This window comes from Tsukamurella sp. M9C, assembly GCF_020169415.1.
In the GTDB taxonomy this organism is placed as follows: Bacteria; Actinomycetota; Actinomycetes; order Mycobacteriales; family Mycobacteriaceae; genus Tsukamurella.
In genome coordinates, this window is sequence record NZ_JAIULG010000001.1 from 117,126 (window position 1) to 130,121 (window position 12,996).

Below are 12,996 nucleotides of genomic sequence, written 5' to 3' on the forward strand. Positions count from 1 at the left end.
CATACCGTCGCGTCAGTATGTTACGAGACGTATCGAGACTCCGGTATCCGGCTCGCCGCGACGAAGGAAGTGCGCGATGGCAGACACGGTGGCACGACGCGCGGAACCGCCCGCGCGAACCCGGTCGGCCGGGGTCGCCGGCGCCGATGCGACCTACACGTTCGCCGTCGCGCGACGCCCCGGCGACGATCGCACGGCGCAGCAGTGGGCGCGCTCCGTCTTCGAGGACGCCCCCGCCCCGATGCCGACGGTGCTGCTCCTCGGCTGGCGCACCGTCCTGCGGCTCCGGTCGCGCCCGCGGACCGGACCCGGGCACGTCCTCGGCTGGCGCATCCGCGCCGACGAGGGCGACCTCCTGGTCTTGGAGCAGGACTCGGGCCTGATCGCCGCGCGGAACGTGGTGCAGGTCGACGGCGAGCTGGTCTCGTGGTCCACGACGGTCGAGTTCGCGAAACCGGCGGCGCGACTCGTCTGGGCCGTCGTGCTCCCGTTCCACCTGGTCACCATCCCCCGCCTGTTGGCGCGTGCCGCGCGGCGCGGGGGACGGGCGTGAGCGAGCGGGCCCCGTCGGCCGCGGTCCCCGCCGCGGCGGCGCACGCCTACCTCTATCCCGCCGGCCCGCGGCACCGTCCGCGCGGCGCGGCGCGCCATCTCGCCGGGGTCGCGACCGCCGGGACCGCGATCCCCGCCGCGCGCGTGGCACTGGAACGCGGTGCCGCGGAACGCCTCACGAGGTTGCGGTCCGCCGCTGCGGACCGAATCCGGCACCGTCGGGGCGGAGGACCGACGATGCGGGCCCTCGTCGCCTCGCCCGGCGGGCGCATGCGGTGGCGCGACGTCCCGGCGCCACCCCCGCCCGGGCCCGGCGCTGCGGTCGTCCGTCCCATCGCGGTCGCCAGCTGCGACCTCGATCGGGCGATGGCGCTGGGGAGCACGCCCTTCCCGCTGCCCTTCCACTTCGGCCACGAATGCGTCGCGGAGGTCGTCGACGTCGGCGAGGGCGTCACGACGGTGCGGCCCGGCGACCGCGTCGTCGTGCCCTTCCAGATCAGCTGCGGCGCCTGCCGGTCCTGCGCGGCGGGCCTCACGGCGAACTGCCTTCGCGTCCCGCCGATCTCGATGTACGGCTTCGGCGTCGTCGGCGGCCACTGGGGCGGCGCGCTCTCGGACCTGCTGACGGTCCCGTTCGCGGACGGCATGCTGGTCCCGCTGCCCGACGGTGTCGACCCGGTCGCCGCGGCCTCCGTGGCGGACAACGTCGTCGACTGCTACCGCGGTGTCGCGCCGCACCTGCCGGGCCTGCTCGCCCGCGATCCCGACGCCGACGTCCTGATCCTCAGCGAGATCGGGCGGCGGCCGCCGATCAGCGCCAGCGTCGCGCTGTACGCCGGCCTCACCGCCCTCGCGCTCGGCGCCCGCCGGGTGCACCTCATCGATCGCCGCGCGCACGTCCGCCGGCACGCCGCCGGCCTGGGCCTGCTCGCCCACGAACCCTCCGCGGTGCGCTCGCTCCCGCCGGCGGACCTGGTGGTGGACAGCACCGGCGACCGCCGGGGCGCCGGGCTCGCGATCCGGCGCACCGCGCCCGACGGCACCTGCGTCTCCCTGTCGAGCCTGAGCCGGTCGAGTCCGATCCCGACCGCGCTGATGTACGGCCGCAACGTCCGCTACGAGCTGGGCCGCTCGCACGCGCGGGCCCACATCCCCGCGGTCCTCGAGCTGCTGCGCACCGGCGCTCTGCGCCCGCAGGACGTCATCACGCACACCGGGCCCCTGGACCGGGCGGATCGCATCGTCGCCGAGCACGTCCACGGCGAGGCGACGAAGACCGTCGTGCACGAGTAGCGCGAAGGGCCTACCCGCGCGGCGCGAGATGCGTTCCGGCGGAGCCGATCGCGGCGCGGGTGAAGGCCCGCATCGACGTCGCGCGGGCGGCCAGGATGTCCGCGGCGTGGTACATCCCCGGCTCCACGAGGAGTTCGACGGGAACCCCGGCGGCCTCCAGCCGGCGCGCGTAGTCGACGTCCTCGTCGTGGAAGAGGTCCAGGTCGCCGACGCCGATCCACGCGGGTGGCAGGCCGGCGAGGTCGGTGCGGCGCGCCGGCGCGGCGTAGGCGGGCACCTCCCGTTCGGCGTGCCCGGCGCCGAGATAGGCGTCCCAGGCGAAGGCGTTGGAGCGCCGCGTCCACACGAGCGCGCCGCGGCGATCGGCCGGGCGAGTCGGGGTGCGGTCGTCGAGCATCGGGTAGACCAGCAGCTGGAAGGCGACGGGCAGGCCCTCGTCGACGGCGCGCTGCACCACACCCGCCGCGAGTCCGCCGCCCGCGCTGGCCCCGCCGACGCCGATCCGTGCGGCATCGATCCCGCGCTCGGCGGCACCGTCGTGCAGCCACCGCAGCGCCGCGAAGCAGTCGTCGTGCCCGGCGGGGAACGGGTGCTCGGGCGCCAGCCGGTACCGCGTGCTCACCACGATCGCGCCGGTGTCCCGCGCCATCCGCACGCACCGCTGGTGGTCGATCTCGGGCGCGCCGATGATCGTGCCGCCGCCGTGGATCCACAGCAGCGCACCGCCGTTCGGCGCCGCGGGCGTGTAGACGTACACATCCTGCCCACTGTCGACGTCGTGCCGCGTGACGGTGACGCCGCCCCGCGTCGGCATGCCCGACGGTCCGCGCGCCGCCCGGACCGCCTTGAGCGAGACGGGCCCGATCGAGGGGATCATCGCGGCGGCGGGGTGCCGCAGCCCGGGCGCCACGCCGCGCAGGGCGCGGATGCGATCCGCGGCCGATCCCGCGGCGGTGCCCGCAGCGCCCAGCACGGGCAGGAGCATCCATCGAGCCTTCATCGTCGCCTCCGTCGTCCACGCGGGCCCGGTTGCGTGCGCACAAGCCGGACAGCCCCGTCGATCATCGCGCATTCCGGCGCCGCTCACGGGGAGTCGGCGGGACGGGCGGGGCGGAAGGCCCCGGCGGCGAGCGCCGCGCCCGCGGCGGCCCCCAGCAGAGCGACGGCCCCGGGCAGCCCGAGGGGCCGCGCGAGGACCCCGACGAGGGGCGGCCCGCCCAGGTGGGCGAGGTAGCCGACGGCGCTCACCGCGGCCGTGGCGCGCGCCGCGGAGCCCGGCGACCGCGCCGCCGCGGCGTCGATCGCGAGCGGGAACACCGGCCCGAGGAACAGGCCGACGACCACCACGCCGGCGTACGTCGCGATCCACCCCGGAGCGACCAGCCCGACGGCGGTGCCCGCGCTCCCGCCGAGCGCCGCGAGCAGGAGACAGCGCCGCGCCCCGAGCAGCGGGACGATCCGGTCGCCCGCCGAGCGGGAGACGAACATGGCCAGGCTGAACGCGACGACGACCGTCGCCCCGATGGCGTTCCCCGCGCCGTGATCCCGCGCGACGAGCAGCGCCGACCAGTCCGCGAGCATGCCCTCGAGCAGCAGCCCCGCGACCGCCACCGCCGCGACGGCCGGCGTGATCGCCCGCACCAGGGGCGTGCGCGGCGCTGCGCCGGGACCGCCGGTGTCCGTCCCGACGTTGCCCGTCCCGACGCTGGCCGTCCCGACGGTGCCGCGCGCGGCGGACCGCGGGACGTGCCGGCCGGCGGCGGCGAGCAGTACGAGGAGGACGCCGGCGACGGCGGTGAACTGCCCGGCCACGGTGACCCCGGCGGCCGCGGCCGCGGCGCCGCCCGCCGCGCCGCACAGCACGCCGAGGCTGTAGCCCCCGTGCAGGCGCGCGATGACGGGCACGCCCGCGCGTCGCCGCTGGTACTCGATGCCGGCGGTGTTCATCGCGACGTCGAGGACGCCGGACGCCGCGCCGAGCGCAGCGAGCACCAGGCCCAGGCCGACCGGCCCCGTCGTCGCGGCGATCGCCGGGAGCCCCGTGGCGAAGGCGGCCCCGGAGGCCAGGCAGACGAGGCGGCCGTCGACGCGGCGCAGGAGCCGGTCGGTCAGGAGCAGCGCGGGCAGGGAGCCCGCGGCGACGCCGAACAGCGCGGCACCGAGCGCGGCGTCGGAGAGGGCGAGCCGGTCCTTGACCTCGGGGATCCGCGGCGCCCAGCTGGACAGCACGGCGCCGTTGACGAAGAAGACGAGCCACAGCCCCACGACGGGATGTGGACGGCGCGGGCGGAGGGGGATGCGTCGGAACATGCGGCCTCGTGGCCGCCCTGACGGGAGTGGTGGCGCTCCCCGGACGGGACAGGAACCGCGGCGCCGGCATGCGGCGCTGGGGCCAGGCAATCACGGTCCCGTCGCGAACGCAAGGTGCCGGCGCCCTGACCTGCGCAATCGCAGCGTGGGCGGAACGCCGGTGGGCGGTGGTGTCCGAATTCGGACGAATTTCGGGGGATTTCGCGTGACCGCTGGTGTACGAGGTTCCACCAACGCGTGGAGTGTGCTTATCTTCTCCTCGAAGATCGCGCACAAGATCGCCATCAGCGACTGATAGCTGCACGATCGATATTCCGTCGAGCAGCCGGCGGGGAGCACCGCGGACCGTCGGACCCGGGTTCCGCACCCGGGCCGAGCAGCCCCCAGGGAAGGCACGAACGCCATGCGCAGGTCGAAGACCGAGACCGTCACCCCCGACCCCGAGGCCACGACGGACGCGGCCGCGAGCACCGCGGCGACCGTCGATCCCGCGCTCGAGGTCGGCACGGAGGTCGTCGCGTTCGCCGGCTCGGACCGCGAGTCCGCGGGCCGCATCGTCGACGACTTCGGCGACTTCACCCCCGTCGCCACCGAGTACGACGGGGAGCGCATCGCCGAGCCCGCCCGACGGTGGGCCGTCCTCACGACCGCCGGCGACCTGCTCTTCGCCGACTCGGCGGACCTCACCGCGGGGCCCCCGACGAAGTGATAGAAATCGACGCTTGACATATCACTGAGGGCGCACCAGACTTCGGATCAGTTCCTACATCGTTGTACGAATCTCTCCGACAGGCTGGAGTCGAGCATGGTGTCCCTCAGCAACAAGGCCGGCAAGAACGCGGCGTCGGTCGAACCGGTCGGCGTGGAGATCCACGCCCGCAACGTCGAATTCGACTGGGACGACGTCCCGCTGGAATGGATCCCCGGGCAGCCGGTGGCCAGCGACATCGTCAGCAGCATCCTGCACGTGATCCTCCCCGAGGGCGAGCGGTGGTTCTGCGAGGTCTACACCGAGGCGCTGCCGTACGTGAAGGACGAGAACCTCGCCCGCACCATGCGCGGCTTCATCGGCCAGGAGGCGATGCACGCCGAGTCCCACGATCGGGCCCTGTCGGAGTACCTCGGGCGCTGCGGCATCGAGACCGAGCCGCTCGCGCGGCAGATGGAGTACACCTTCCGCAAGATCCTCGCCCCGCGCCGCTACCGGTCGGACCGCGCGCAGTACAACGACATGGTGCAGCGGCTCTGGCTCATCGCCGGGATCGAGCACTACACCGCCATCCTCGGGGTGTTCGCGCTGAACAACACCTGGGACGAGTACGACGTGAACCCCGTGATGGCCGACATCTGTCGCTGGCACGGCGCCGAGGAGGTCGAGCACCGGTCCGTCGCACACGACGTGGCGAACTATTTCGACCCCGGCTACCTGCACCGCGTGCGGGCGATGCTCACCATCGTCTTCTTCCTGGGGCTCACCCTGCACCGCTCGTCGGGCTACATGCTGCGCAAGGACCCGCACTTCAGCTACTCCTACCCGCGCCTGTGGTGGGAGTACCTCAAGGCCTCGCACAAGGGCCTGCTGCCCAAGATCCGCAGCGTCATCAAGTTCACGCTCGTCTACTTCAAGCCGAGCTTCGATCCCGCGTCCATCGGGTCGACCGCGCAGGCCGTCGCGTACCTCGCCACGTCGCCGGCCGCCCGCGCCGCCGAGTCCTGAGCCGCGCCCGACGACACCGTCGGATCCGTTGTGCCCGCGCACCGTCGGACCCGCGCGCGAGGGGGACGCCGTACCATGGCGCGCGCCGCCCGTTTCGTCCAGACTGTGAGGGTTCACCGCCCCCATCGAGAGGACCACGACCGAGCATGATCAGCACACGCATCACGGAGATGTTCGGCATCGACCACCCGGTGGTCTGCGGCGGCATGACGGGCCTGGGCACCGCCCCGCTCATCTCGGCCGTCGCCAACGCCGGCGCGCTGGGCTTCCTCACCGCGCTGACCCAGCCGAGTCCCGAGGCCCTGGCCGCGGAGATCAAGCGCACCCAGGACCTCACGGACAAGCCCTTCGGCGTGAACCTGACGATCCTGCCCACGATCAACCCCGTCCCCTACGACGAGTACCGCGCGGTGATCGTCGAATCCGGCATCAAGATCGTCGAGACCGCGGGGTCGAGCCCCGCGCCGCACCTGCCCGACTTCCAGGCCGCCGGCGTCAAGGTCATCCACAAGGCCACCAGCGTGCGCCACGCCCTCTCCGCGGAGCGCAAGGGCGTCGACGTGATCAGCATCGACGGCTTCGAATGCGCCGGTCACCCGGGCGAGGACGACGTGCCCGGCCTCATCCTGATCCCCGCCGCGGTGCGCGCGCTGAGCATCCCCGTCATCGCCTCGGGCGGTATCGCGACCGGCAGCGGACTCGCCGCGGCGCTCGCCCTCGGCGCCGACGCGGTGAACATGGGCACCCGCTTCATGGCGACCGTCGAGGCGCCGATCCACCAGAACGTCAAGGATCAGATCGTCGCCAACTCCGAGCGCGACACCGTGCTCGTCTTCCGCAACTTCCACAACACCGCCCGCGTCGTGCGGAACACGATCTCCGAGCAGATCGTCGAGATCGGCGAGCGTCCCGGCGCGAGCTTCGACGACGTCGCCGAGCTCGCCTCCGGCGCGCGGGGCCGCGCCAACGTCCTCACCGAGGGCCGCATGGAGGACGGGATGTGGTGGGCCGGCCAGACGCAGGGCCTCGTCGAGGAGGTTGACACCGTCGCCGCCGTCGTCGACAAGGTCGTCGCCGACGCCGAGGAGATCATGACCCGGCGCCTGCCGGGCCTCGTCCGCGACTGACGGACCGCCGGGCCCGACGGTGCCGCACCGTCGGGTCAGGAGGCCAGGACCACCGCGTCCCGGGTCCGCTTCGCCTCGTACATCCCCCGGTCGGCGTCCTCGAGCAGCGCCGTGAGCAGGGAGGCGTCGACGTCGGGATGCTCGTCCACGGCGACCCCGATGCTGGTGGTCACGCCGGCGTCGCCGGCCACGGCCCGGCGGATCCGGTCGCCCAGGTCGAGGCACTCCTGCGTGCTGCGGCCCATCACGAGCAGCGCGAACTCGTCGCCGCCGAGCCGGGCGATGACGGCGTCGTCCGCGGCGCCCTCGACGCGCAGCACGCGGGCCACGTGCACCAGGACCTCGTCGCCGGCGGCGTGGCCCCGCCCGTCGTTGATCTCCTTGAAGTGGTCGAGGTCCAGGACGAGGACGCCGACGTGCTCCGCCGACGGGGACCGTCGCATCGCCCACGTGGTCCAGCGCGTGCGGAGGCCCCGGCGGTTGGGGATGCCGGTCAGCGGGTCGGTGCCGGCCTCGGCGGTGTCCAGCCAGGAGAAGGTCATGCCGAACTGCATCGTCCCGGGCACGCCGATGGTCGCGCCGGCCAGGATCGCCGAGGCGAGCCCGGCGTTGAACATGCCGTGCACGGCGGCGATGGGCGGCGCGGTCGCGGCGATCGCCGCCGCGACCAGCACCATGCTCACGACGAACCACCGGGTCGTGAGGATCAGCGCGCCGAACGTGGCGATCATCGCGAGGCTCGCGACGCCGAGGGCGACGCCCACCGGGTCGTGCTGCGCCGAGGACGCGCCGTAGATCGCGATGATCGAGGTGGCGACGAAGACCGCCGCCTCCCGCGCCCCCGGCAGCGGGCCGACCTGCCACCGGACGGCCCAGAACGCGGCGACGAAGGCGCACACCACCAGCCGCACCTGCACCGGGGTCGAGAGCGGCGCGATGTTGATCAGGAGTCCGATGGACATCAGCCCGAGCAGGAACGCGCAGATGCTCACGGCGGCGCGGATGAGCCCCAGCAGCGAGCGGTTGCGGAGGTAGGTGATCCGCTCGTCGTACGTGGGGCCGCCGAACCACCACGCGGAGACGAGCTCGGTCAGCGTGGTGCGGAGCGACGCGCGGGTGGTCATGGTGCGCTCAGATTATCCGCTGCGCACGGGGCTTCCTCCGCCGTCCCTCGATGTTCCGGTGGGCGCGGGTGACGTCGGGTTCGGGCGTTACGTGCCGCGGTGTCGGGATAGGATTCGGCAATGCAAAATCCGATCGCGTCGGTGCTGGCCAGAAGGAAGTCCGGGGCCGGAGCACGCGGTGTCTTCGACGGCCGCGAGTTCGAGCTGCGCCGGGTGCGGCTCACCGACTACGCGTCGTGGCGCACCATCCGGCTGGCCAACGAACGCCGGCTGGCGCCGGCGTTCAAGCGCCAGGACCGCACCTGGGAGGAGTGCCACTCCCCGATGGCGTGGGTGGAGTGGTTCGCCGATACCGCCGTCGGATCGCTGCGGCGGACGCGGTACGCGTTGGTCATCGTCGAGCACGCCGCGGGAAAGCCGGCGCGCGTGGTCGGCGAGGTCGGTCTCTGCGGGGTGGACCCCGTCACCCGGGCCGGGGAGCTGTCCGCGTGGGTCTCCGATTCGCCCGGAACGCTCGTTCCCTGGGGGCTCGCCAACGTGATCGACCGGGTCTTCGCCCCGGAGTACGGGCTCGAGCGCATCGTCGCGCCCGGTGTGGAGACCAAGGGGCGTCCGGCGCACCTCGTCGCCGCGCTCGGGATGGAGCGCATCGGCACGCGGCGCGACTTCCGGATCTTCAACGGGGAGCCGACCGACCACATGATGTGCGTCCTGGAGAACACCCCCGAGGTCCGCGCGTCGATGCGCGCCCTCGCCGCCGGGCCGCGCTGACGGGGCGGGAACGCACGGGCCGCGACGACGGGGCGGTGGACCCGCGCTAGACGCCGGCGGGGCGCGGCGCGGGCAGGTCGCCCCGCGCGGGCGCGTCGGCCGGTGCGGGCGCGGCGCCGCGCGCCGCCTCGTCGTCCTTGCGCAGGCTGTTCGCCACCCCGGCCAGGGCGATGAGGATCCAGGTGAGGAACCAGATCTGGACGAATCCGGCCGTGTCCAGGATCAGTGAGATCACGGCCACCGCGGCGAGGGCTCCCGCGATCCCGCCGCTGAGCTCGGCGATGGACGGGTTCTTCGACCGCGACGAGCGCAGTGCCAGGAGCAGGCCCACCACGAGCGCCGCGACGAAGGTCGCGAAGCCGATGACACCGGCCTCCATCAGGCGGGAGACGTACTGGTTGTCGAGCACCGGTTGCTTGAGCGCCGGGTAGGCGCCCACGCCCTGCCCGAGCCACGGATGCTCCCAGAAGTGTTCGCTCGCGTAGGCGAGCCCGCGGCCCCGGGAGTGGAGCGAGTCGTCGCCGAAGGCGCCGGCGAACACCGCGAACATCGCGGAGATGAACTTCAGCTGGAACAGCAGGCCCAGGCCGATCGCGGTCCCGCCGGCGACGAGGACGGCTGCGACGCGGGTGATCGGCCAGCGCCAGCACATGACGGCGACGGCCGCCGCCGTGCCGACGACTGCGGACCGCGACAGCGTGACGAGGGCGCCGCCGACGAGGATCACCGTGCATCCCGTCCACAGCCAGTAGGTGTTCACGCGGCGGGCCTTGGCCTCGAGCGCGAGCGCCACCCCGAGCGGGGTCATCACGGTGAGGATGGCGCTCAGCTCGAGCGGATGGCCGGCGCTGCCCTGCGGGCGCGCGACGCCCTCACGCATCAGGTTGGTGACGATCTGGTAGTCCCGGAAGTTGAGGCCCGGCAGCGTGAAGTAGGCGGCGAGGTCGATGCCGGTGGCCACCTTGACCAGGCCGAACCAGGCGGACAGGGTGGCGCCGATCACGAGCCCGCCGATCACGATCCGCAGGCTGCCGACCGAGCGCAGCACCGTGAGCAGGAAGAGCACTGCGCCGAGGAGGTACAGGTCGCCGAGGATGTACCGGTCGAGTGCCACCTGGGCGACGTAGGGCACGCCGCGCATCTGGCTGGCCCCGAAGGAGAGGAACGACGTGGTCACGTAGCCGAGCACCGCGAACAGGGTGACCCGGTCCCGGACCGGGCCGGAGAAGCCGGTGATGTTCAGGCACACCCAGGTGATCCCGGCGCCGGCGAACAGCGTCTGGCCCACGCTCAGTCCGAAGGTCCCGGGAACGGTGAAGGTCTGCTGCATCCCGAGGAGGAAGAAGCACGCGGTGCCGACGAACAGGGCGAACGGCAGGTCGGGAGGGCTCGTGGTCGAGCGGCCGGGGGTCCGCAGCACCGACCAGGCCCGCGTCGATGGCGCGCCGCGGTCGGTGACGGTGGCCATCAGGCGTTCTGAACCCGGTCGCCGGTGTCGCCGGCTGCGGTGTCGTCGAGGTCCGGGAGCGGGATCTCGGACTCCTCCGGGACCTCCTCCACGCGGTCGCGCCAGCGGGTCATCGCGCGGCGGGCCGCGTCGCCCGGCGGGCGGATCGGGATCGCCGCGGGCACGGTGCGCGACGGTGCGCCGCCGTCCGGTTCGGCGCCGAACTCGGGCGCCGCGGGCACGATCCCGGCCAGCGCGGCCGACTCGGCGGTGAGCTCCTCGGGCGTCGCGGGCGTCGTCTGCGTCTGCACGGGGATCGGGACGGTGCGGGAGGCGTCACCCGAGCCCTTGCGGCGGCGCGCCCGGAACGCCTCCCAGGCGGCCGCGGCGATGAGGCAGAGGGTCAGGGTGGCGAGCGCCGCTCCCATGGCCAGGCCCATGGCGGCGCGCAGGGGGTTGCCGCCGACCTCCTCGCCCGGCGTCGGCGCGACGGGAACCCGCAGGTCCGCGTAGGAGTCGCCGACGACGCCGGCCTCGACCTGCATCTTCCGGAGCTCGGTGCGCCAGAACTCGATGAGGGCGTTGGCGCCGGCCTCGGATCGCCAGGCCTCGGGGGCGCTCACGGTGAAAGTGATGAGCGGGGAGATCTGCGTCGAGTTGCCGTCGCCGGCGCTCGCGAGCATCACCACGTCGGGGGAGGAGCCGCTCTTCTCGAGGGCCGCGCGGCCCCCGGCGGACTGCGCGACGGTCGTCAGCACGTGCGCCATCTGGGCGGCACCGCTGTTGAGACCGGTGAACGGGTTGTCCATCGCGTTGCGGCTACCCGCACCAGGCCCGATCACGAGCACGGCCGCGGAGGTCTCGAAGTGGGTCGTGGTCGACTTCCACCCGATGACTCCGCCCGTGATGCCGGCCAGCAGCACCAGCACGATGATGGCGGGTTTGGTGAGCGCCCAGCGCAGGAAACCAGCGACGTTCATTTACGGGGACTCCCTAGCGCAGTTGCAATTGCAGTGTTCCGAGCATTGACTGTACTACGCAGGTTCGCTGGAGTGTACTTCTGCGGTCTGGATCACTCCGACTCCCGCTCGGGCGAGCGCGAGGCCATGCCGATCAGGGCCGACAGTCGGATCGGACCCGCGATCGCGCTGGTGAGGAGATAGGCGCCGGCGGATGCGAGGAGCGGGATCAGGACGAACTGATGGCGCAGCACGATCGCGACGATCACCGCCACGCCCAGCGGCACCGCGAGCCGGAACAGGTACTGCCACGGCGGACGGAACGGCGCGCGGGAGCGCAGCCGCCATCCGGCGACCACCATGCCGATGACCTCGCTGATGATGAGCGCGGCGGCGGCCCCGATCGCGCCGTAGAACGGGATCAGGATCACGTTCAGGGCGATGTTGCCGATCAGGTTCACCACGTTGAGGCGCAGCAGGAAGACCTGGTCGTGCGCCGCGAACAGGCCCTGACTGAGGACGGCCGTGACGAAGGTGACCGAGACTGCGATGAACAGCAGGCTCAGCGTCCGGCCGCCGACCTCGACGAACTCCGCCGTGCTGAGCAGGCCGATGATGCTCGGCGAGAGGACGCCGCCGACGAGCGCGATCGGCGCACCGACGAAGATCAGGGCCTCCGCGCTGCGTTGCACGAATGCGGCGAAGCGCTCCTTATCGGTCGCGAACAGATTCGTCATCGTGGACAGCGAGGAGGCGAGGAAGACGGCGGAGATCACGGTCGCGTTCGACGTGATCTGATACGCGAGGCCGTAGGCGCCGGTCTGCTGCGGCGTGCTCAGCACGCTGAGGAGGAAGGCGTCGGCCCGCCAGTACAGAGCCGCGATGATCAGCACGCCGGTCTGCGGCAGGCTCTCCCGGACCAGGTCCCAGCTCTGCCGCGCCGAGAAGACGGGCCGGATGCCGACGGCGCGGTGCGCCACGAAGCCCTGGATGATCAGCATGACCAGCGGCGGGACCAGCTGGACCGCGGCGAACCACACCAGGTCGGCGTCGATCCGGACCAGCACGATCGTGCCCACGAGGGAGAGCGCGCGCCCGCCGACGTCCGACACGGCGACCGCACCGAACCGCACATTGGTCATGAACAGCGGTTGGAAGCAGGACGCCAGGGTGGTCAGCGCAAGGCCGCCGGCGATGATCGCGATCATCATCGGTACCTCGGCGGTGTCGCGGTAGATCAGCGCGCCGGTGATCACCGCCGCCGCTGAGAGCGGCACGCAGTACGCGAGCGACAGGCCGACGTTGACGCGGATGAGTTGCCGCAGGTCACCGGCACCGGAGGTGACGCGCCGGACCACGACCGCCCCGATGCCGAGTTCGGTGAGGCTGGTCCACAGGCCGATGAAGACGATGGCGGCGGTCAGGTGGCCGTACGAGATCAGGCCGAGGTGGGTCGTGGTGATCGCCATCGTCGCGAGCGAGGCGACGAGGCCGACGATCCGCGCCGCCAACTGGAGGCCGAAGGCTCGGGCGATGAGCCGCGGGGATGCCCGTCCGCGGTGATTATCTGTTTGCGACTCGATAGTCTCATCATCGGGCGGTGTCGAGACATGGGACTCGGACCGGGGAGCCGCCGAATCGAAAGGACTGTTCGGTGCGGGTGACGGTGCCTCTTGCTGGGGGATTGACGGCGACG

At 72.8% G+C, this 12,996-nt stretch carries 12 protein-coding genes; 6 read left to right on the plus strand and 6 right to left on the minus strand.

Annotated elements, in window-relative coordinates:
* Nucleotides 1-76 precede the first annotated feature (76 nt).
* Entirely contained in the window at nt 77-553 is a 477-nt protein-coding gene (locus tag LB823_RS00585) for a DUF2867 domain-containing protein (RefSeq protein WP_224644817.1), read from the plus strand.
* Nucleotides 550-1,845, plus strand: a complete 1,296-nt coding sequence (locus LB823_RS00590; RefSeq protein ID WP_224644818.1) for an alcohol dehydrogenase catalytic domain-containing protein — start codon at nt 550-552, stop codon at nt 1,843-1,845. Before LB823_RS00585 ends, LB823_RS00590 begins: the two co-directional genes overlap by 4 nt.
* 10 nt (nt 1,846-1,855) lie before the next feature.
* Here LB823_RS00590 and LB823_RS00595 read toward each other — a convergent pair whose 3' ends face one another.
* Together LB823_RS00595 and LB823_RS00600 are read right to left on the minus strand one after the other, a co-directional pair.
* On the minus strand, nt 1,856-2,845 hold the full coding sequence (locus tag LB823_RS00595) for an alpha/beta hydrolase (protein ID WP_224644819.1): 990 nt from the start codon (nt 2,843-2,845) through the stop codon (nt 1,856-1,858).
* 83 nt (nt 2,846-2,928) lie between these two features.
* Nucleotides 2,929-4,155 (minus strand): hypothetical protein, encoded by a 1,227-nt coding sequence (locus LB823_RS00600; RefSeq protein ID WP_224644820.1) that lies wholly within the window; start codon nt 4,153-4,155, stop codon nt 2,929-2,931.
* Nucleotides 4,156-4,558: 403 nt separating this feature from the next.
* Between LB823_RS00600 and LB823_RS00605 the strand changes: the two genes are divergently transcribed.
* From LB823_RS00605 to LB823_RS00615, 3 genes are all read left to right on the plus strand, one after another.
* Nucleotides 4,559-4,864, plus strand: a complete 306-nt coding sequence (locus LB823_RS00605) for a hypothetical protein (protein WP_224644821.1) — start codon at nt 4,559-4,561, stop codon at nt 4,862-4,864.
* Nucleotides 4,865-4,960: 96 nt separating this feature from the next.
* A complete protein-coding gene (locus LB823_RS00610) occupies nt 4,961-5,872 on the plus strand; it encodes a metal-dependent hydrolase (protein ID WP_224644822.1) in 912 nt (303 codons plus the stop codon).
* Nucleotides 5,873-6,018: 146 nt separating this feature from the next.
* Nucleotides 6,019-6,999 carry a nitronate monooxygenase family protein gene (locus tag LB823_RS00615; RefSeq protein WP_224644823.1) on the plus strand — a complete coding sequence of 327 codons (981 nt, stop codon included), beginning with the start codon at nt 6,019-6,021 and terminating at the stop codon, nt 6,997-6,999.
* Nucleotides 7,000-7,034: 35 nt separating this feature from the next.
* Here LB823_RS00615 and LB823_RS00620 read toward each other — a convergent pair whose 3' ends face one another.
* Complete coding sequence (locus tag LB823_RS00620; RefSeq protein ID WP_224644824.1) at nt 7,035-8,123, minus strand: diguanylate cyclase; 1,089 nt, start codon at nt 8,121-8,123, stop codon at nt 7,035-7,037.
* Between the two features lie 120 nt (nt 8,124-8,243).
* On the opposite strand from LB823_RS00620, the gene LB823_RS00625 reads away from it, so the two are divergent.
* Nucleotides 8,244-8,894, plus strand: coding sequence for a GNAT family N-acetyltransferase (locus LB823_RS00625; RefSeq protein WP_224644825.1), 651 nt, complete (start codon nt 8,244-8,246; stop codon nt 8,892-8,894).
* Nucleotides 8,895-8,940: 46 nt separating this feature from the next.
* Here LB823_RS00625 and LB823_RS00630 read toward each other — a convergent pair whose 3' ends face one another.
* From LB823_RS00630 to LB823_RS00640, 3 genes are all read right to left on the minus strand, one after another.
* A complete protein-coding gene (locus tag LB823_RS00630) occupies nt 8,941-10,362 on the minus strand; it encodes an O-antigen ligase (protein WP_224644826.1) in 1,422 nt (473 codons plus the stop codon).
* Entirely contained in the window at nt 10,362-11,321 is a 960-nt protein-coding gene (locus LB823_RS00635; RefSeq protein ID WP_224644827.1) for a hypothetical protein, read from the minus strand. Before LB823_RS00635 ends, LB823_RS00630 begins: the two co-directional genes overlap by 1 nt.
* Before the next feature lie 92 nt (nt 11,322-11,413).
* The gene (locus LB823_RS00640) at nt 11,414-12,811 is read right to left on the minus strand and encodes an oligosaccharide flippase family protein (protein WP_224644828.1); all 1,398 of its coding nucleotides are present in this window, start codon (nt 12,809-12,811) and stop codon (nt 11,414-11,416) included.
* Nucleotides 12,812-12,996 lie beyond the last annotated feature (185 nt).